Source organism: Clostridium sp. KNHs214 (assembly GCF_000744935.1).
In the GTDB taxonomy this organism is placed as follows: Bacteria; Bacillota; Clostridia; order Clostridiales; family Clostridiaceae; genus Haloimpatiens.
Genome location: NZ_JQMW01000004.1, coordinates 306,605 through 327,434, shown reverse-complemented (window position 1 = coordinate 327,434; position 20,830 = coordinate 306,605). Strand labels below are relative to the sequence as shown.

General features: G+C 30.1%; 16 protein-coding genes. 9 read left to right on the top strand and 7 right to left on the bottom strand.

The features are described 5' to 3' along the window. Positions 1–23 precede the first annotated feature (23 nt). On the bottom strand, positions 24–812 hold the full coding sequence (locus CC89_RS01690) for a phosphorylase family protein (RefSeq protein ID WP_035288313.1): 789 nt from the start codon (positions 810–812) through the stop codon (positions 24–26). Between the two features lie 676 nt (positions 813–1,488). On the opposite strand from CC89_RS01690, the gene CC89_RS19765 reads away from it, so the two are divergent. From CC89_RS19765 to CC89_RS01680, 3 genes are all read left to right on the top strand, one after another. Next, complete coding sequence (locus CC89_RS19765) at positions 1,489–1,665, top strand: DUF896 domain-containing protein (protein ID WP_081896925.1); 177 nt, start codon at positions 1,489–1,491, stop codon at positions 1,663–1,665. Positions 1,666–1,698: 33 nt separating this feature from the next. Further along, entirely contained in the window at positions 1,699–2,604 is a 906-nt protein-coding gene (gene hprK / locus CC89_RS01685; protein ID WP_035288311.1) for an HPr(Ser) kinase/phosphatase, read from the top strand. A 186-nt stretch (positions 2,605–2,790) separates the two neighbouring features. Beyond that, positions 2,791–4,200, top strand: a complete 1,410-nt coding sequence (locus CC89_RS01680; RefSeq protein WP_035288309.1) for an aminopeptidase — start codon at positions 2,791–2,793, stop codon at positions 4,198–4,200. Positions 4,201–4,439: 239 nt separating this feature from the next. Here CC89_RS01680 and CC89_RS01675 read toward each other — a convergent pair whose 3' ends face one another. The 5 genes from CC89_RS01675 to CC89_RS01655 all read right to left on the bottom strand — a co-directional run bounded on the left by CC89_RS01675 (position 4,440) and on the right by CC89_RS01655 (position 13,432). Then, complete coding sequence (locus CC89_RS01675) at positions 4,440–5,279, bottom strand: PHP domain-containing protein (protein WP_035288307.1); 840 nt, start codon at positions 5,277–5,279, stop codon at positions 4,440–4,442. A 223-nt stretch (positions 5,280–5,502) separates the two neighbouring features. Then, a complete protein-coding gene (locus CC89_RS01670; RefSeq protein WP_035288305.1) occupies positions 5,503–6,549 on the bottom strand; it encodes a flavodoxin family protein in 1,047 nt (348 codons plus the stop codon). 159 nt (positions 6,550–6,708) lie between these two features. Further along, positions 6,709–8,004, bottom strand: coding sequence for a lactate/malate family dehydrogenase (locus CC89_RS01665; RefSeq protein ID WP_035288303.1), 1,296 nt, complete (start codon positions 8,002–8,004; stop codon positions 6,709–6,711). A gap of 14 nt (positions 8,005–8,018) precedes the next feature. Beyond that, positions 8,019–12,869, bottom strand: coding sequence for a nucleotidyl transferase family protein (locus CC89_RS01660; protein WP_035288301.1), 4,851 nt, complete (start codon positions 12,867–12,869; stop codon positions 8,019–8,021). 83 nt (positions 12,870–12,952) lie between these two features. Further along, positions 12,953–13,432: a DUF4883 family protein gene (locus tag CC89_RS01655; protein ID WP_035288299.1), complete on the bottom strand. Its 480-nt coding sequence runs from the start codon at positions 13,430–13,432 to the stop codon at positions 12,953–12,955. Positions 13,433–13,569: 137 nt separating this feature from the next. Between CC89_RS01655 and CC89_RS01650 the strand changes: the two genes are divergently transcribed. From CC89_RS01650 to CC89_RS01630, 5 genes are all read left to right on the top strand, one after another. Further along, a complete protein-coding gene (locus tag CC89_RS01650) occupies positions 13,570–14,508 on the top strand; it encodes an acyl-CoA dehydratase activase-related protein (protein WP_035288298.1) in 939 nt (312 codons plus the stop codon). Next, positions 14,462–15,553, top strand: a complete 1,092-nt coding sequence (locus CC89_RS01645; protein ID WP_035288296.1) for an acyl-CoA dehydratase activase-related protein — start codon at positions 14,462–14,464, stop codon at positions 15,551–15,553. The genes CC89_RS01650 and CC89_RS01645 overlap by 47 nt, the downstream gene beginning before the upstream one ends. Continuing rightward, positions 15,541–16,500: an acyl-CoA dehydratase activase gene (locus tag CC89_RS01640; RefSeq protein WP_035288294.1), complete on the top strand. Its 960-nt coding sequence runs from the start codon at positions 15,541–15,543 to the stop codon at positions 16,498–16,500. The genes CC89_RS01645 and CC89_RS01640 overlap by 13 nt, the downstream gene beginning before the upstream one ends. 48 nt (positions 16,501–16,548) lie before the next feature. Then, positions 16,549–17,457 carry a ribonuclease Z gene (locus CC89_RS01635; protein WP_035288292.1) on the top strand — a complete coding sequence of 303 codons (909 nt, stop codon included), beginning with the start codon at positions 16,549–16,551 and terminating at the stop codon, positions 17,455–17,457. 72 nt (positions 17,458–17,529) lie between these two features. Continuing rightward, on the top strand, positions 17,530–17,916 hold the full coding sequence (locus CC89_RS01630) for a polysaccharide deacetylase family protein (protein ID WP_051931391.1): 387 nt from the start codon (positions 17,530–17,532) through the stop codon (positions 17,914–17,916). A gap of 178 nt (positions 17,917–18,094) precedes the next feature. Here the strand turns inward: CC89_RS01630 and asd are convergent, their stop codons facing one another. After that, the gene (gene asd / locus CC89_RS01625; RefSeq protein ID WP_035288290.1) at positions 18,095–19,174 is read right to left on the bottom strand and encodes an aspartate-semialdehyde dehydrogenase; all 1,080 of its coding nucleotides are present in this window, start codon (positions 19,172–19,174) and stop codon (positions 18,095–18,097) included. Between the two features lie 624 nt (positions 19,175–19,798). On the opposite strand from asd, the gene CC89_RS01620 reads away from it, so the two are divergent. After that, complete coding sequence (locus CC89_RS01620) at positions 19,799–20,683, top strand: AraC family transcriptional regulator (protein ID WP_035288288.1); 885 nt, start codon at positions 19,799–19,801, stop codon at positions 20,681–20,683. Positions 20,684–20,830: the final 147 nt, after the last annotated feature.

Sequence of the window (20,830 nt, the reverse complement as noted above, 5' to 3'; positions counted from 1 at the left end):
CCTCATAGGAGGCTCTTAAAATTTTATTTTAAAGAGTTTAATTCATCTAAAGCATCTTTACAGTTGCAGCACCAATTATTCAATTCTATATGGTCTATGAAATATTCTAGAGCGCTTTTTAATGTTGCCATCATTTTATTCATATTTTCACTTACTTCTCTGTGAGTTAATGGGTTATTAGATATTCCAGCAGCGTAGTTAGTTACAAGAGCTATTGTAGCGTAACATAAGGAAGCTTCTCTTGCTAATATAACTTCAGGTACATTGGTCATACCTACCACATCTCCGCCGAGCATTTTATACATCTTTATTTCGGCAGGAGTTTCAAACCTAGGCCCCTCAGTGCAAATATAAGTACCCCTATGAACCAATGGAGCTTTTAGTGCATTAAAAGCTTTTATAAGATTTTTTCTTATTTCTCTACAATAAGGCTCTGTCATATCCACATGCATTACTCCTGAACCTTTCTCATCAAAAAAAGAATAGCTTCTATTTTTAGTAAAATCCATAAAGTCATCTAATAGTACAAAATCTCCCACACTGCAATTATTGATACCACCTACAGCAGCAGTAGATATGATTAAATCTACATTTAATTCTTTTAGAGCTGTTATGTTTCCCTTATAATTTACATTTGAAGGTATTAGTTTATGACCAGCGGAATGTCTTTCTAGAAAGAAAATTTCAGTTGCTCCTCTAGTACCTTTTATGTATGGTATTTCACCATATTTAGTAGTAATATGGCATTTCATTGAATTTTTAATGAATGAACTATCGTAAACGCCTGTACCGCCTATTATACCTATTTTCATATATACGTGGTTGTCCCACTTCCCCCTTTCAATTAGTAAACAAAATATATTCATGATTATCCCACAAAAAGCATTACATTACCTGAATTATGAAATTTCTCTGGAATGACTTGCATAAGAAGCGAAGGAACTGTTTAAATTTAATTTTAGAAATTCTTCTTTTAGACAGATAAAATTATCGTAAGCCTGGCAAGGACGCCAGGCTAGCGAACCTGAGGCAGGACGCTGAATGTGAGCGTTAGATAATTTTATATGGCTAAAAGATTAGAATTTCTTAAATTAAATTTATTGTTCCGAGCTCTTATGCAAGTCATGGAGGAGAAATTTCATAATTTCATCACATTATACCTTATTGTGGTTTAATCATATTCATAATTTAATATTCTACATTACAGTTTTTTTACCTTTAATAAAAAAATTTTGGCAAAAACTTTTCAATATAATTTAAATTTTGATATAATGTATTATGTAGGAATATAAATATATCAAAAAAAATATATAGTAGTATAAAGAATTATTAATGTAGTTTTACAAATATATAATTTGCAAATTAGAGCTCCCTAGTTTAAAATCTATAATTTAGTATCTAGAAAAGAAGTGGTGTAGATAAAATCTTTGTTGAGGATTGACCGCCGGGGATTAGATATTCATAAAATATATTAGGAGAGGATATAATATGGGTATGGAAGAGTTAATAGGAAGAATAAACTTTTTATATAAAAAGAGTACTGATGAAGGACTTACCCCTGAGGAGAAATTAGAGCAAAAAGAATTAAGGGATCAGTATATAGGAATAATAAAGGGTAATTTTAGAGTCCAACTTAATACCTTGAAAAAGGTTTCCTGCAGATAGTAATTTTAAATAAAATAAGAAAGGAAAATATATATGGGGGTAACAGTAGAAGAAATAATAGATGAATTAGGATTAGAAGTTTTGGTTAAAGGAAAAGATGATGTAAGTATAAATGTAAGTGATATAAATAGACCAGGTCTTCAATTTGCAGGGTTTTATAATTATTTTGCCAATGAAAGAGTTCAGGTAGTTGGCATGGCGGAATGGAGTTTTTTGGATGCTATGTCTATTGAGCTCAGGAAGAAGAGGCTAAAGAAATTTTTTCAATTTCAAACACCCTGTGTTATAATAACAAGAAACCAAGAATGTCATGAGGAACTTATAGAGAATGCTATAAAAAGTAATACATGGATTTTAAGAACAGGTAATATATCTACAAGATTCATAAGTAAACTTATGAGTTATTTAGATGATAAATTAGCACCAGAGACAAGGGTACATGGAGTTCTAGTAGATGTATATGGCATAGGTATACTTATAACTGGGGAAAGTGGCATAGGTAAAAGTGAAACTGCATTAGAGCTTATTAAAAGAGGCCATAGATTAGTGGCAGATGATGCGGTGGATATAAAAGCTATCGATGGTATATTAAAGGCATCATCACCATTTATAACTCAAGGTATGCTTGAGGTTAGAGGCATGGGAATAATTGACGTGCCTGCACTTTATGGATTAAGCTCAGTGCTGGAGAGCAAGACAATTCATTTAATAATCAATTTTGAACAATGGGAAGAGGGAAAACATTACGACAGACTTGGACTAGATAAGGATTACACAAATATACTAGGAGTTGATGTGAGAAAGCTTACAATCCCTATAAGACCAGGAAGAAATATAGCAGTTATTATAGAAGCAGCAGCAGTTAATTTTAGATACAGTTTAAACTCAAGAGAAACTCCTGTGGACACCATAGAAAAAAGAATGGATATGAAAAAATAAATACCATAAAATTATGTTGAATGGCATAAAATTATGTTAAACGGCATAAATTTATTTAAAGTGCCATAAATCTATTAATAAGTACAAATATTATCAGTAAAACACAAAAAAACATATTTGTATTTTGTTATATAATTTAGTACAATGTAAATAATGATTTAAACATTCAATAGGGGGGAGAAAAAAATGACAGAAAAAAAACAAAATCTAGAAAAAAAATATGAATTTGCTTGGGACAAATACACTAAAGAAGATATGGAGAATTTAAATGCTCTATGTGATAGATACATAGACTTCATGTCAAAGTGTAAAACTGAAAGAGAATGTGTAAACGAATGCATAGCTATGGCTGAAAAAGCAGGCTATAAGAATTTAGCAGAGCTAGTAAAGGAAGGTAAAACTTTAAAAACTGGTGATAAAGTTTATGCAAATAACATGGGAAAAACATTAGCTTTATTTGTAGTAGGTAAAGAACCAATGGAAAAAGGTATGAGAATATTAGGAGCACATGTAGACTCTCCTAGATTAGACCTTAAACAAAATCCATTGTATGAAGATGCAGATTTTGCAATGTTAGAAACTCACTACTATGGTGGAGTTAAAAAATATCAATGGGTAACAATTCCACTAGCTATACATGGAGTATTTGTTAAAAAAGATGGTTCTCTTGTAAACATGGTAATAGGAGAAGATGAAAATGATCCAGTAGTTGGAGTATCTGACCTATTAATTCACTTATCAGCTGATCAAATGAAAAAAACTCTTGCTGAAGGTGTTGAAGGAGAAAACTTAAACATAACATTCGGAAGTATGCCAGTAGAAGATAAAGAAGCTAAAAACAGAGTTAAAGCTAATATATTAAGAATGTTAAATGAAAAATATGGTATAGAAGAAGAAGACTTTGTTTCAGCTGAATTAGAAGTAGTTCCAGCAGGAAGAGCAAGACATTATGGATTAGATAAGAGTATGGTACTTGCTTATGGACATGATGATAGAGTATGTGCATACACTTCTTTTGAAGCAATGATGAAAATAGAAAATCCAGAAAAAACTTGTGTAACTTTACTTGTAGATAAAGAAGAAATAGGAAGTGTTGGAGCAACTGGAATGCATTCAAGATTCTTTGAAAATGCAGTAGCAGAAGTTATGAATTTAACTGGGGATTACAGTGAATTAAAAGTAAGAAGAGCTCTTAAAAATTCAAAAATGTTATCTTCAGACGTTAGTGCTGCATTTGATCCAAATTATCCATCAGTTATGGAAAAGAACAACTGTGCTTACTTTGGTAAAGGTATAGTATTTAACAAATATACAGGAGCTAGAGGAAAAGGCGGATGCAACGATGCTAATCCAGAATTTATAGCTCAGTTGAGAAGCATAATGGAAAAACACAATGTTTCTTGGCAAACAGCTGAACTAGGAAAAGTTGACCAAGGCGGCGGCGGAACTATAGCTTACATTCTTGCTCAATATGAAATGGAAGTTATAGACTCAGGTGTTGCTCTTCACAACATGCATGCTCCATGGGAAGTAGCAAGCAAAGCTGATATATATGAAGCTGAAAGAGCTTACTACGCATTCTTATTAGAAGCATAATTATAAATTACAAGTATAATTAGAAATGTAATTCAAAAGTATAATTATATAAAAATATTAGATTATAATTCTATAGGAAATACTAGATAATAGTAATCCCCAATCATTAATCCACAATCCATATTAAGTATCATTACTTTTTAAGGATCTGGGACTGGTGATTGGGGATTTGATTTTAATTAAAGAGTTTAGGTACATGAAAAGGAATAACAAGTCAAATAGACTAGTACACTGACTTGTTATTTATTTAAATGTGCCTTAGTTAAAAAGTTGTTTAAATACTCGCCTTCAAGGTATACATCACCTAATGTTCCATGATTATTGTCTTTGTCATTTATGCCATGAAAGTCGGAACCGGCAGTTATTAGCTTACCTGTTTTTTTCCCTAATTTTATAAATTTCCTTTCTTCATCAGGACTATTAAGAGGATATATGGCTTCTATTCCATCAAAGGGAAGCTCTAAAATATCCTCTATAGATGTTTTTTTTATTAAAACTGGATGTGCGAGAACAACTACAGCATCGAGATTTTTTAATATGTGAATACCTTCCTTTGTAGATATTTTTTTATTTGGAACATAGGCTGGGCTATCACTGCTTATAATATTTGAGAATATGTACTCCCAGCTGTAGTTATAACCTCTTTCTATTATAGCTTTAGCAATATGTGGCCTTGCAATAATACCCTTTGCATCATGCATAACCTTTTGGTAATCTATATCTATATTAAAAAACTTCTTTAGATTAGTTATTATTTTTTTACTTCTCTCCACTCTAAAATCCTTTATATCTTGAAGAAATTTATTAAAATCTTTATTTTTATATTCCTCATTCTTAAAATAACCTAGTATATGAACAGTTTCCTCATTATGAATAGTAGAAAGTTCTACACCAGGAATAACCTTTACTCCTAAAGCTTCACCTATTTTAATTCCACTTTCTAAGGAATCTAATGTATCGTGATCCGTTATGGATATCACATCAAAGCCTTCTTTACGGGCAATATCTATTAACTGCAAAGGTGATAAACCACCATCTGATGCAGTAGTGTGCATATGAAAATCTCCTTTAGTATACATTATTTATGTCACCTGCCTTGTTTATTTAATTCATATTTTCTTGATATTTTGCGCTGCAACTTGCGTAATCTTTTTCTAATTTATCAATATTTCACGTGTTTTACCTATGTTATACAACATTTAAATTTTACCTTATGATTAACCCAAAAAAAGGTACAATGCGATGGAATTATGAAATTTCTCCTCATTCATGTAATGTAATGCTTATTGTGGGATAATCACCTTATATATTATTCATTATATTTTTAGAAAACTTGTAGGCTTCATGCTTTATATCTTTTATTTTAAAAATTGAACCAGGATCGTTGGCAGTAGCAATAAGAGAAAAGTATGGTGGCAATCTAAAACCTTTGTTTATATTTAGAGAACCTATAAGCTGTTTCGCAACTGAATCACTGCCAGAATTTCCAGACACTACAAGAGAAAAAAAGCATTTGTCATAAAAACTTATTTTTCTGTATAATACGGTAAGTCTATTTATAACAGCAGTTAAGTTTGCAGCTATAGAATCATTATAGTTAGGACAAAGCCAAATAATAATATCAGAAGCTTCTATGGAGGGAAGCACTTCTTTTATCATTATTCCTCCGTAAAAACATTTATTTTGTTTACCGTAGTGTATACAAAGGTTATAGTTACATCCTTTGCAATCTTGTACTTCTCCATTTTCAATTTGAAGCTCTTTAATGGAATAGTTTTTTAAGTTTTCAGAAACCATATGCCATAAATCTAATGTATTAGATCTTTTATGTGGGCTAGAATATAGAACCAAAATTTTAGGGCTTTCTATTTTAATAAGATTGTAATCCATGAGTCTGTTGGCAGTTCTAGAGCACATCTTTAAGCACAAATCTTCAAGGGGTATGTTAATGGTCTTTTGCCAGGTTAAAAAGTTTTTTAAAGAGTTAGTAGCTTCCACTAACGGGTGTCCTATAAATGAGCAACCTAAATTGTTAGCTAAAAATATTAAATCCTGGGCAGCTCTTTTGGTTCCTAAATCTGAAGGACTATGCACTAGAACCATAGCTGTAGATCCACTTAAGCTATCCATGCCTTTTTTGTAAAGTTGTGAAAGAAAATAAATAGTACTTATGTCATATCCTATATCTTCTAGTTCCAGTGCAAAAAGTAATTTTTTATTTTTTAAATTTAAGTTATCACTTATGCTGTCTATTAAAATATAATTTATTCCATCTACTGCAGAGTTTATCATCTTATTCAGCATAGGAGAGGAATTTTTATTTGGTTTTATAACATAAAGCTCTATCAACAGAACGCACCTTCTTTATACACGGAGTAGGGAATTCTTATTAAAAAAAGTTTTTATAGGAACTCTCTACTTCAGTGGTATTAGAATTATTTTAAATAATACTTCTATACATTGTAAGTGATAATTTAGCATATATAGTTAGTGGTGGAGCTAGTTCAATTAATGTTTTGTAATTGATGAATAGGTATTTTGTAATAAATCATAGGTTTCTTGGAGTTTTATAAATATTTCATCAGAAAGTTGGAGAGCTTCAACTTCTACTCCAGCCTCTGTAAGTCTATTTTTACAGCCAAAGAAATTTCCGCCTATAAATGTAGCGCTGTAATTCCAGTTTCCATTTAGAGTGTCTAATATTGAAATTGTACCAGAGGATAGGGCAGGGGCTATGTATGGTTTAAATCCCACAGCTCTAACTTCTAAATTAGCTTTTTTTGTTCTTTCAGTGAGTAGAAGAGATAATTGCTCATTGTAATTGTAGATACTGTTGACAATAAATAGGCCTTCACCATGGGGACCAAAGGCTCTGCCTTCAGTTTCATACTCTGGAGCTATATCTTTTGAGTAGTATAAGGCCCTTCCATTCATTACTCCTAATCCATAGCCTCTTATTTGCTCAGGAGCTAATCCCTTAAAGTCCCAGTGTCCCTCTGAATCTGTATTACTACATTGAAAAACAGATTTACAAAGTAAGTCTACAGGATCCGAAACCACTGCAAAAATACCCTTAAAGTCATTTTTTCTAGCGAGCTTAGCGTAAAATTTTATAATATTGTGATTTCCCTTAAATTGAGTTATTCTAACATCTTCTTTTTCATCACCAACTTTAGGAACTCCCACGGAAACGCAGAATACAAATACATCACAGTTAAATAAGTCTTTTTCTTCTAAGGGAATTATAGAAGGAAAGTTCAAGCTAGTATCAGCAGAAGCTATGGCATTACATTCAAAATTCCATCTCTTTAGTTTATTTATATCCTTATCATAAATGCCAATTTTATTGATAAACTCTCCGCCTAAAAGTCTAAGACCAGTTATTAAAGTGCCCCCAACATCTCCAAGTCCAACTACATTTATATTTAAACAGGATTTATTATTATACATGCATGGAAAATTATGGTTCAATGAGTCTTTCCAGTTTGGATATTCTGTATTAATACCAGTAACTTTACTTTTTCTTATTTTAGAAATCAACCAGTTAGGTGTTTTGTAAGCTTTATTAAGTTCTCTTAATATATCTAAAGTTTCTTTTTCTAAGTACAATAGTTTTTCATTGTTTATACAAAAACTCCTTCTTGAATTAAGAGGATTAAGTTTAAATAATACAAATATATTTCCATTAAAATTGCAGCAGTAATCTTCTGAAACTTTTTTAAAATCTGTTGCTTTAACATTATTATAGTTATTTATATCTTGGTGACAAACTATTAAATTATTTTTAAAACTATAGTAATACATAGGTACACCTCTTTCTATTCCTTAATCATAGTACTAAATCTTTCTAAAGTGTCTAATTGATTTTTCAAGTAATGAGAAGGACTTAAATTTAAGTCATAAACTATATCATTGCCAATTTCAGGACACCTTGGAATAGTGAATACTTCACCTAAAGACCATAGGGTTAAACTTCTTTTTTCTAACCTGTGAAATTCTTCTTCTAGTATAGAAAAAATATATATAGAATTTTCTAAGCAAGTTTTAGATAAATTATATATGGCATTAAAGGATGAATTTTCTATGAAAGATGGATGGGTATAAGGCATTATAGAATTTACTGAAGGAATTAAATTTCTCCTAGGTTTAACTCCTCTCCATATAGCATCTCCACCAATAAATGGGTATAAAGCAGTTTCATTAAACCATATTTTAAGCCTTGGTATAAAATAAACACTATCCACTTTATAACCTTGTATATCCATTAAATCTTTGCCCTTTCCAGACATAATTCCAACTATTATTTTCTGTATATATATATTCTCATCCTTAAAAAGAGGATATAGTGCTTTTATTCTATGCCCCTTGTGAAGAAGGTTATCCACTAGTATAACAGGTCTATTAAAGGATTTTATTGTTTTAACTTGATTTTGGAGATTTAAATAGTAAGGGAATTCTCCTATAAAAAAGCTTTTCATATCCGGTTGAAAGTACTTTTCAGTGTGTAAAGATTTAGTTATTGTATTAGGTATTATGTACCTATCTAATAAGTCTCCATAGGGAACACACATACAGTCTCCTAGTTTTTTTAGTTTTAATTCTTCTAGCGGCACATTATTTTCATTGCATATTTTTTTAACCATACTACTGTAGGTCATATGACAATGAAAAGATAATATAAGTTCTCCAGGATATAACTTTGTTAAAGCATTTTGAAGATTTTTTCTGCTGCTTATTAAGGCATTTTTAATTTTTAAGTTATTCCTAAAGGGTTCCTTTAGTAAGTTTTCCATATCTAAATTTATTATATATGGATTATTCATATTAACCACTAAAGTTGGAATTTTACCTGAAGATATTTCTATAAAACCTTGAAGTTTTAAAATATCGTATATACTTTGGGAAATGGTTTTATTTGTACCACATCTATATACAGCGTACTGATAATCCTTTGATATACAAAAGCCCAGGGTTTCCGTAATTAGAATTTGTTCTAAGTAGGGTATTTTGTATTTATTTTCCACATATATATTGTCTATTAAAATTATTCTGCCTAAACTGTGTTCTCTTAAGTATTCGGAAAGTTCCATATCATTTAGTTCTCCATAGAGCATACTGGAACGAAGCCAGTAGAAACTAGAAAAACCCAAGATTTTTTTAGTTTTTCTGTCTCTTAAAATAAGTATTCTTGAAGAGGGTTTTTGGAATAAATGGTGAAAATATTTATCCGTTTCTTCTGATGAAAGTTTAAGAAAATCTTTTAATTCTTCTAATATACTTACAATTAGGTTTTCAATTATTTCTACATCTATGGAGTAGTATTCCATAAAACCTTTGTCATCAGGCTCCTTTTGATAGAATCCATACTTATATATATATTGTTCTGTTAGAGGGTCAACTAATGTGGATATATCTCTACTTTCATCAATACAATTTCTTATCTGAGTAGAACTTATATTAGAAAATTGTTTAGGCAATTTTAGTATAGTAAATTCATCCAAAATATTTTTAGCATAACTTTCTAACTTTTTAGTGTTTCCTCTTAAAAATATAATATGAGGAAATTTACAAAGGGTATTTTTCTTTTTATAGCTAGAGGCGTTTAAGAGCACATCACTTCCTATGGCTATATGAACTTTTGAATTTTTAAAGCTTTCTTTTAAAGTTTGAAGATTTTCTCCATTGGCTATATTTATCTGAAAATTATCAGGATAAACATATATATCTAATTCATCGGCTATGGACATTTCGATTATTTTTTTTCTAAGTAAATTAGGTAAGGTTCTTTTGGACCAGGAAAATTCATCTACATTCAGATAAACTTCAAATCCCATATCCCTTATGCTTTTTGCTATTTCTTTGTGACTTAATGAAAAAGGGTCAAAGGTTCCAGGAAAAAATGCTATATTATTTTTAATAGGTAACTCTAAAGAACCGTTTTGGAAAATACATTCACTAATAAATCTATATAAATTATTTAGTACAATGGAATTAGTGAAAAATGATAAATCATCTTGGTCACTGAAGTCCATAAGAGTTAATAATTTTTTGCTAGTAGACTTAAATATAAAGATTTTTTCTTCTAGAGATAATATCTTCGAGTAGAGTATATCTGAGCCGTATGAAGTTAAGGAAGCATGTTTTACAAGAGGCTCATAATCTCCAACACCATTTAATATAATGCAAAGCATTTTTATAAGTCTACCTGTAAATACCCCTTCTTTTTCATTAAATATATCTTTATATAAAGGATAGTTAGAAATTGAAGTGCTTACAGTTTTAATGAGTAATGTCTTTATATTGGGTTTTGCACTTTTTATTTTAAGACTTAAATCATCAATTACCTCGTCTAGTTCTTTGGGCTTAAGGTATAATATTGCTCTGCCTAAATATTTAGGGATGTACTCTGTAAAACGGTGTCCTTCTATTTCTAATGCACGTAATAGTTCAACACAAACTTCATTTTTTTCTGACATAGATAGGTGAGGGAGAATTTTTAAAATAGACTCTCCAGCCTTAGTTCTAACTATTTCACTATCACTTACTTTAAGCAAATTACAAAAATGAAGGCAAGTATGAAGCCCTTCGGCTTTTATATGAGCTAAAGCTTCTGTAAGCAATATATCTATTTGAATTTTTTTATTTATCCAACTGGTGGCTGTTTTTAAATTGCTTAGAAATATATTTTGTATATGTTCATTGGTATAGTGTAAGCTTTTTTTAGGAGAATTTTTCCATGAATTTAAATTTAAAAGTTTTTTTAATTTAAATACTAATAAAGTTTCAGAAGAAGATTTAAAAAAAACTTTACTACCTTCTAGTTCATTTCTCAAAATGTCCTTAAAATTATTTTCAAAAGGCATTTTAGTTAGTAGGTTGCAGCAAGCTTTGAGACTGCACAGTCTGCAATTTATATCATTATTATTTAAGGAGTTTAAAATAAAATCAAAAAGTATTTCTAAATCCTTATCATGGGGTGTTACTGGTATATGCTTACTCATTTCTAAAAGTATTATTTGGAGACTTAAATTCTTATTATTAAAATTTTTATAGAAAGATAGAATAACTTCTCTATATTTTAGAAGTATATTTTCTTTTGAATTTATAAAAAGAGAGTTTACCATGGTTATAGAACTTTCCATAATCCAATTTTTATGTTTAGGAATAAATTTATATCCTGGATATAAAAGAGAATCCATGCATTCTTTTAATATTCCTATGCTCCAGGTGTAATTTAACTTAACATCTTCTGGTAAATCTTTTCTGTATTCTTCATCTAAATTTGAAATTAAAGAGCCTATAAGCTCAGCACAGTGTTTCCTTATATCATCCTCTGTATGTATTAAATTTTCATAGAGAAACTTTATTGTTTGAAGCTTTTGACTTCCAGTTAAATAAGTTGAATACTCCTGTAAAATCCTTATATATTGTCTTAGCTTTTTCCAATCCTTTTCGCTTCTCGCCATATCCAATATAGTATCTAAGGAATATTCATCTCTTAATTTATACATGAGATTTATATTGTGCTCTATAGATAGAAATTTTAATTTTTTACATATATCATTTCCTTGAAGTAGTGAATAATTTTCAAGGGTTTCTTCCATATAGGGGTTAATGGGGCTAAGCTTATGATCTACATTTATATTAACGCCCAAATATATCAAATAATCTTCAAAATCTTTTAATTTACCATAGACTTTTTTATACCTTTTTTCTTTAATTTCATCCAAATTTTCTAGTTTATTCAGTATTACATTAAAGGAATCTTTAAGGGAAAGAATGCTCATCTTTAGCTGGTTATTTTCGACAATATTTTTTACCCTAAAATCGCAGTAGATTAAAATTAAAGATTCTAAAGATAGGTTTTCAAGTTCTAAATCCCAAGTGGAATGATTTATGGCAATGTTTCTTATATAGTCTATACCATGACTTTTAAACCATATGTCTGTATAGTAATAGTGAAGTCTGGGGACTTTTTTTAACTCCTGTTGCCTGCAGCCATACTTACCTATATCGTGACCAGCAGCAGCTCCAGAAACTCTACCTAAATCTATTGGTATATCTAAATCTTTAATTTGACGGGCTATATGTAAGGAGAGATAATGTACTCCACATATATGATCTAATGTATTAAACCCCACTACCTCTTTGTTTAATTTCATCATTTCATATAAGTAATCCTTTTTAAAAGCTTTTAAAAATGCATTGTATTCTTCAGGTCTTTCTAGGGATTTTTTTTCATGGGAGGATAAAAATATCAAGGGATAAAGGCTTTCAAAGGAATTGTTTTTGCAGTATTTTTCATATTCGTTAATAACTCTAAAAATTCTAAGAAAGATTCCACAAAATAGCGAAAAGCCTTCAGAAAAATCTTCATTTACTGTACTTGGAAAAGACTTTCTCAAGGTGAATTTATATATTTTTTCTAATATAGAATTTTCATTTGTCAGGTCAATATAATCTTTGATTATATTTTCACATAAAATAACGGCGGTTTTTGCAGAAAAGTCCATGTTGTCTACCATATATTTTAAAGTTTTTAAATACTTTTCATCATTTGTGTATTTATAAATAATATCTTCTTTTAATCCTATTCTGTTTAACCATTTGGCACTTGTTAGTTTTTTATTTATATCTGCATATAAAGTGTTAAAAGAAAGTATTTTCATTATATATCCTCCTGTAAAAAACATGTATTATAAATAATTATATACCTATATAATGTTTTTTTATAGGGGATTTTATAAATGGTTTATTCCATATCATTGGGAATTAAATATTTACAAAAGTTATACAAATTATATCCCTTATACATTTTAGTCATATCAATATAATCCATTGGATATTCACCATCCCAAGGAAATACTGAAATATATTGTTCATTATACACATTTATAACAAACTTATCCTCATCCAAATTAAAAAATATTTTATACTGTGGCTTTTCTGGAAGCCTTAAAGGTTTTTTTATGAAAGACTTTTTATCTAGGGAATTCATAAAATTTAGTATAGTGCTTACATCCTCTTCTTTTAATTCTTTAACTTTATAAAAATTAGTGTCTAAAAGAGTTATTTTGTATTTATTACTTAAAGCTATGCTATTTGCAAGTTTAGAAAAATAGTAATTATCTTTAGTTTTTTCATTATTGAGTTTTATATAATTACAAGCAGCTAATGTAAATGAAAGTACTACTAATAAACAAAAGAGAAAAGATTTAATAGTATTCTTCATAACAAATTCCTCCTACTATTTCTATGTTAAAATATGATTTAAAAAAATTTTTTATTACAGTATATAGATAGATGTATATTTTTTTATATAAATGTTCATTAATTAAACATAGGAATCATAAGAAAGAGGGGATAATATTGAGAATAGGCATTCCTAAGGGATTATTGTATTATAAATACGAAATATTTATGAAGACTTTTTTTGAAGAATTAGGTTGTGAAGTTATAGTGTCTCCAAACACTAATAAAGAAATATTAAATTTAGGAGTAAAGTATGCAGTGGATGAGGCTTGTGTGCCCATTAAGGTATTCCACGGACATGTGGCATATATAAAGGATTCCTGTGATTTTATGGTTATACCTAGAGTTATGAGACTTTATCCTAGGGAGTATATATGTCCTAAATTTTGTGGACTTCCGGAGATGATAAAAAATAGCATACCAGATATGCCGCCTATAACTGATGGGGAAATTTATGCTTACGATGAAAAAAAGTTTTTTAAGTATTTATGTAATGTTGGAAAGAATATTACTAGGAACAAAAGAAAAATTTATAGAGCCTATGAAAAAGCTTTACTTGATCAAAAGGAGCATAGGATATTTATAAACAATACTAAGCATAATATGAAGATAGCACTATTAGGTCATCCATATAATGTACAGGATAGTTTTATGAATATGAATATTGTAAAAAAACTTAATAAACTAGGTGTAGGGGTTATTACAGAGGAAAATCTTCACGATGAAGACATTAATAAATACTCAAGAGAGCTTCTAAAAAGACCATTTTGGACATTTGCTAGAAAGTCTTATGGTGCTGCGGTTAAGCTATGGGAAAGTAAAGAAATCAACGGAATAATTTATTTATCATCTTTTGCCTGTGGAATAGATTCTGTAGTTATAGAACTTATAAAAGATAAAATAGGAGAATTTCCTTTTTTGATATTAAAAATAGATGAACAAACAGGCGAAGGAGGATTTAATACTAGAGTAGAGGCTTTTGTGGACATGATTGAAAGGAGAAAAAAATATGAAGATAACATTTCCCCATCTAGGGAATGCTTACATTGCAGCTAAAATGTTTTTTGATGAAATAGGCGTAGAATATGTAGTACCACCTCTTAGCAATAGAGAGGCTTTGAAAATAGGGGCATTATATTCACCAGAGGAGATGTGTTTGCCCTTTAAAATAATGATAGGAAATTACATTCAAGCCATAGAAAAGGGAGCAGATACAATTATAATAGTTGGAAGCTGTGGCCCTTGTAGATTTGGAGAGTATTGTGAGCTTCAGTTAAAATTATTAAAAAGATTAGGATATGAGGTGAATTTTATAGTGCTAGATCATCCAGGAGACATAGGAATGAAGGAGCTTTTAGCTCGGGGAGGGCAAATAATCCAAGATAGCTCCCAGGGTAATTGGGAAAAAATAAGAGCGGGTCTTAGAGCTCTTAGAGGAATAAATTTAATGGATGAAATAGAAGCTAAGGCGCATTATTATGCAGGATATGAAGTGAATAAAGGCGAGTGTAAAAGGTTACTTCAAAATTGTAGGACACATGTGGTAGAGGCTGAAAATCTAAATACAGCTTTAAATACACTTAAAGAATATAGAAATAAAATAGGCCATATAAAAATGGATAAAAATAAAAAACCTTTAAAGATTTCAATTATCGGAGAGATTTATACAGTAATAGAGCCCTTTTCCAACTTATATATAGAAGATAAGCTTATGGATTATGGTGTTAGCAGTATCAGAACGTTAACTCCTAGCTGGTGGGTTAAAGATGCAGCTTTAAAAAATTTTAAATTGAATTCTATTAGTATAAGAAAAGCATCCAGAGAGTATTTGCCTTTATATATAGGAGGTCATGCAAGAGAATGTATAGGAGAGGCGGTTTTATCCAGTGAAAATGGATGTGATGGGGCAATTCAACTATTTCCCATGGGTTGCATGCCTGAAATAGTGAGTAAGGCAATACTACCTAATATATCAAAGGATAAAGATTTCCCTATAATGACTTTGGTATTGGATGAGATGACTGGACAAAATGGTTATGTAACTAGAATAGAAGCTTTTTTAGATCTTTTAGAGAGGAGAAGAGAAAGATGTATCATTTAGGTATAGATGTAGGGTCTGTAAGTACTGACATAGTTATGTTAGATGAAAGTATGGAAATTATTGAGAAGATATATTTAAGAACAAAAGGAAGGCCTATAAGGGCTATTCAGCAAGGGTTTAATATGCTTAAGGACAAATATGAAAATGAAGAAATTAAATCAGTGGGGACCACAGGGAGTGGGAGAACTATAGCAGGTTTTTTAGTGGGAGCGGATTCAGTTAAAAACGAGATAACAGCTCATGCAGTAGCAGCACTGGAGCTAGACAAAGGAGTAAGGACAATCTTAGAAATAGGTGGCCAGGACTCTAAAATAATAATTTTAAAAGATGGTATAGTTACTGATTTTGCAATGAATACTGTATGTGCGGCAGGCACTGGTTCTTTTTTAGATAGACAGGCAGAGAGACTAGAGATACCTATAGAAAGATTTGGTGAGTATGCCTTAAAGTCTAGAACTCCAGTAAGAATAGCTGGAAGATGCGCTGTTTTTGCAGAATCTGATATGATACACAAGCAACAGCTAGGTTATGAGCCTTCAGATATAATAATGGGATTATGTGAGGCTTTGGTCAGAAATTATCTTAATAACGTAGGCAAAGGAAAGGAAATAGAATCCAAGATATTTTTTCAAGGAGGAGTGGCAGCCAATATAGGTATGAAGGAAGCTTTTGAAAGAGCTTTACAAAAAGAAGTTGTTATACCTCCATATTATGATGTAATGGGTTCTATAGGAGCGGCAATTATAGGAAAAGAAACTTTAAAGAAAAAAAGAGCTAAAACAAATTTTAAAGGATTTAATATAGCAGATAGTAAGGTAGGATCTGAAAGTTTTCAATGCAAAGGATGCGCAAATAGGTGTGAAGTGGTTAAAATTTTAGAAAATGACAAAGAAATAGGATGTTTTGGAGATATGTGTGGAAAATGGACTGAAAGATTAGTGGTGTAGATTTAGTTGTGCTATAATTATTGCATAATATTACTAGAAGGTGATTATATGCTAAAGGTTTCATTATTAGGCACAGGAGGGACTATGCCTCTTCCAGGAAGAAATTTAACGGCTCTTTTGTGTAAGTGTAAAGGTAGTATGATTTTAATAGACTGTGGAGAAGGAACACAAGTGGCTCTTAAAGAATTGGGATGGGGAATTAAGAATATAGATATTATTTGTTTAACTCATTATCATCCAGATCATATAGTTGGACTTCCAGGTCTTTTATCTACCTTGGGTAATAGCGAGAGAAGAGAAAAGGTTACCATAATTGGTCCTAAGGGATTACATGAAATAATGGAAGCAGTAATGGTTATAGTACCATATCTGCCTTATGATATAGAGCTTTTAGAAATACCCTCACAAGGATTATATGATTTTTCAATGGGCAATTACTCTATAAACTCCGTGTATTTAGAACATAGTGTTCTTTGTGTTGGGTATTCTATAGAAGTAAAAAGAGGAAGAAAATTTGATCCAGATAAAGCTAAGGAATTAAATATACCAGTAGAACATTGGAATACACTACAAAAGGGTGGTAGCATAGTTTTAAACGGTAAAAATGTAGAAGGAAATGAAGTTTTGGGAATTGAGAGAAAGGGAATAAAAATAAGTTATTGCACAGATACAAGACCAGTAAATAAAATTAAAGAACTTTGCTATAAGTCTGACTTATTCATATGTGAAGGTATGTATGGCAGTGACGATTATTTAGAAAAAGCACTTGGAAATAAGCATATGCTTTTTAGCGAAGCAGCAGAAATAGCTAAGAGTGCAGAAGTAAATGAAATGTGGCTTACACACTTTAGTCCTTCATTAAATGAACCTGAGGGATATTTAAATAATGCAAGAGATATCTTTAAAAATATCGAAATTGGAAAAGATTTAATGATTAAAGAGTTAAAATTTATGTAAAAAATTATAATATTATAAAAAACAGCAATCCAAAACTTAATATATAAGAGCAGAGAAAGTTTTATTAAAGAAATGCTTCAATATAGCGATGCAGTGTATGAGGTTACAGGAACTAAAAGTAAAATAATTAGATTCCCAGGAGGAAGTAATAAACATCTAGATGAAGAATTTTTAGCTAAACTTCATGGCTATGGATTTAAAATATATGATTGGAACATGCAGCTAAGTGATGGCATTGATTATAGAACTCCACCGCAGAAGCTTTATCGAGAGGGGACTAAAGGTAGTGATAGGTTTACAAATATATTTTTATTAATGCATTGCCATGGTGTTAATAAAAATACTTATAAAGCATTACCGGATATAATAAAATATTACAAAGATGAAGGAGATGAATTCAAAGTTATAACAGAAGATACACCAGAAAAACATTTTAGAACGCGCAATATAAATAAATAATAGTATGGTAGTCTATTTTGTATCATACTGTGTCTGTGTCAGCAGGTTCCGCCGATGGTCTACCAAAGATGGAACCTGCTTTTTTATCTAACACAAAACATACTAGCATTTTGACTTGTTATTTCTTTTCATGTACCTAAGACGACTTTGGACTAGGGTTTTATGTTATGCTTAGAAGTTAGTCTAAAAATCCTTTTGCCTTAAGAAGTTCGGCAGTAAGCACAGATCCTCCAGCAGCACCTCTCAAGGTGTTGTGAGAAAGACAAACAAATTTATATTGGAATAAGTTATCTTCTCTTAATCTTCCAATGCTAATGCCCATACCTTTTTCTAAATCTCTATCTAGTTTAGTTTGAGGCCTATTATCTTCCTCAAAATAAGTTAGAAATTGTTTTGGAGCATTTGGCAAATTTAAAAGTTGAGGCTCTCCTTTATATTCTTTCCAAAGTTCTATAATTTGTTCTTTTGAAGGTTTATGCTCAAAAGATACAGAAACGGTAGCTAAATGCCCATCAGAAACTGGAACTCTTATACATTGAGCAGAAATTATAGGTTCAGCAGAATTAACTATTTTATTACCTTCAATATGTCCCCATAATTTTAATGGTTCCAACTCACTTTTTTCCTCCTCACCACCTATAAAAGGAATAACATTATCTATTATTTCTGGCCAATCTGAAAAAATTTTTCCGCTACCTGATATAGCTTGATAAGTGGATACTAATATTTTAGTTGGATTAAATTTCATAAGAGCATTTATGGCAGGTACATAGCTTTGTATAGAGCAATTTGGTTTAGCTACAATAAAACCTCTTTTAGTACCTAGACGTTTCTTTTGTTCTTTTAGTATTTCTAAATGTTCTGGATTTATTTCTGGAATTATAACAGGTACATCAGATGTCCCCCTGTGAGCAGAATTGTTTGAAATTACAGGTATTTCTGCCTTTGCATAAGCCTCTTCTAATTCTCTAATTTCATCCTTAGGCATATTTACAGCACAAAATACTAAATCCACTTCATGTTTAATTTCATCAATATCATGTAAATCTTTTACCAGTATACTTTTAACTCTTTCAGGTATTTCATTTTCTAGTTTCCATCTATTTTTTATAGCATTATAATAACTTTTTCCCTTTGAACTTTTACTTGCGGCCAAAATTGATATTTGAAAGAAAGGATGATCATGTAAAAGTGTTACAAGTCTTTGGCCCACGAATCCTGTGGCACCAAGTATTCCCACTCTTAATTTTTTATTCATTTCAATACCTCCATCATTTTATATAGTCTAAATTTTCATATTTACATAATTTTATTTTAGATATTTATAAAATTTATTTATGAATTTTGATCATAATAAACTTTAAGGTACATGAAAAGAAATAACAAGTTAAAGATGCTGGTATATTTTGTATCAGACAAGGAAGCAGGTTCCGCCGCTAGTAGGACTATCGTCAGGTTTTGGTGACGCAGTATGACGCAAAATAACTAGCATACTGACTTGTTATTTTTTTGAATGTGCCTAATATTAAAATATATTATTCTTATTATCACATCATTACTATTGTAATTCAATAGTATTTTTTTACTAAAATAATTCTAATCTAGTTATAAATACTAAAATTTATATTATCAATTTATAATTTTGTCCTTGTACTTTTAAAGTAATACAAACAAAATGTTTTTTAGAAACTTGGTATTAGGGACTAGAAATTAGGAATTTACAAAACTATAGTATTATTATATAAGTAATTTTTGCTATATTTATTGCTAATAGTGCTTGAAATATTGCAAAAAGTGTCATAGCATAAAAATATGTAAATTAGATAGTAGTTGAGAGAAAGGAGTGAATTTAGCTGGAAAACCTGTCGGCTAAAGATAGTATATGAATGAAAATAATAAGAGAGGATATTTAAACCAAGATTTTAAATTTTTTCATTTAAAAGACAAGAAGAATTTAGACATGGAATTTCATTATCATGATTTTAATAAAATAATAATTTTTCTTTCAGGAAATGTGACTTATTTAATAGAAGGAAAAGCCTATAAATTAAAGCCTTGGGACATACTTTTTGTAAGTAGTGGTGAAATACATAAACCACTTATTGACTCCGAAAAAGTATATGACCGTATAGTTATATGGATAAACCATGAATTTATCGAAAATCACACTAAAAGTGGATGTAACCTTCTTAATTGTTTTGGTTTAACTAAAAAGCGAAAATTAAATATTTTAAGATTAGATAGTAATGGGTTAGAAGATATAAAGTATACTTTGGATAAATTAGATGAGACCTTTGTTTCACAGGGATTTGGTAATGAAATACTTAAAAATGCACTTTTTTTGGAGCTTATGGTTTATTTAAACAGACTTTTTATGAATATATATATATATAAGAACCAGCAAACGAAGGATATTCAATATGATAAAACAGTAAATTGTCTATTAGATTATATAAATAAAAATTTAAACAAAGATTTAAGCATAGACAAGCTTTCTTCTCTTTTTTATGTTAGTAAATACTACTTGATGCATAAATTTAAGGCTCAAACAGGATATACCATACACAATTATATACAGAAAAAAAGGTTAATTAAAGCTAGTGAATTGATAAAAGATGGGAAGCCTGTGACAGAGGTATATTTAGAATGTGGTTTTGGGGATTATTCTAATTTTGTTAGAACATTTAAGAAGAATTTTGGATACTCTCCAAGAGAATATTATAAAAAACGAAAGAACTCTTATAATACTACAAATATAGAGGGATAGAAAGAAAGTAAGAAGTAAGAAAGTAAGAATATAAGGCAATGAATAGGAAGAAATTTGACGATAAAGTGAAGGAGAAGATAAATATAGTTGGCATAAAGAGCTTAGGATAGAGGATTAGGATATGAAAGTAAAAGTAGGCATTTAAAA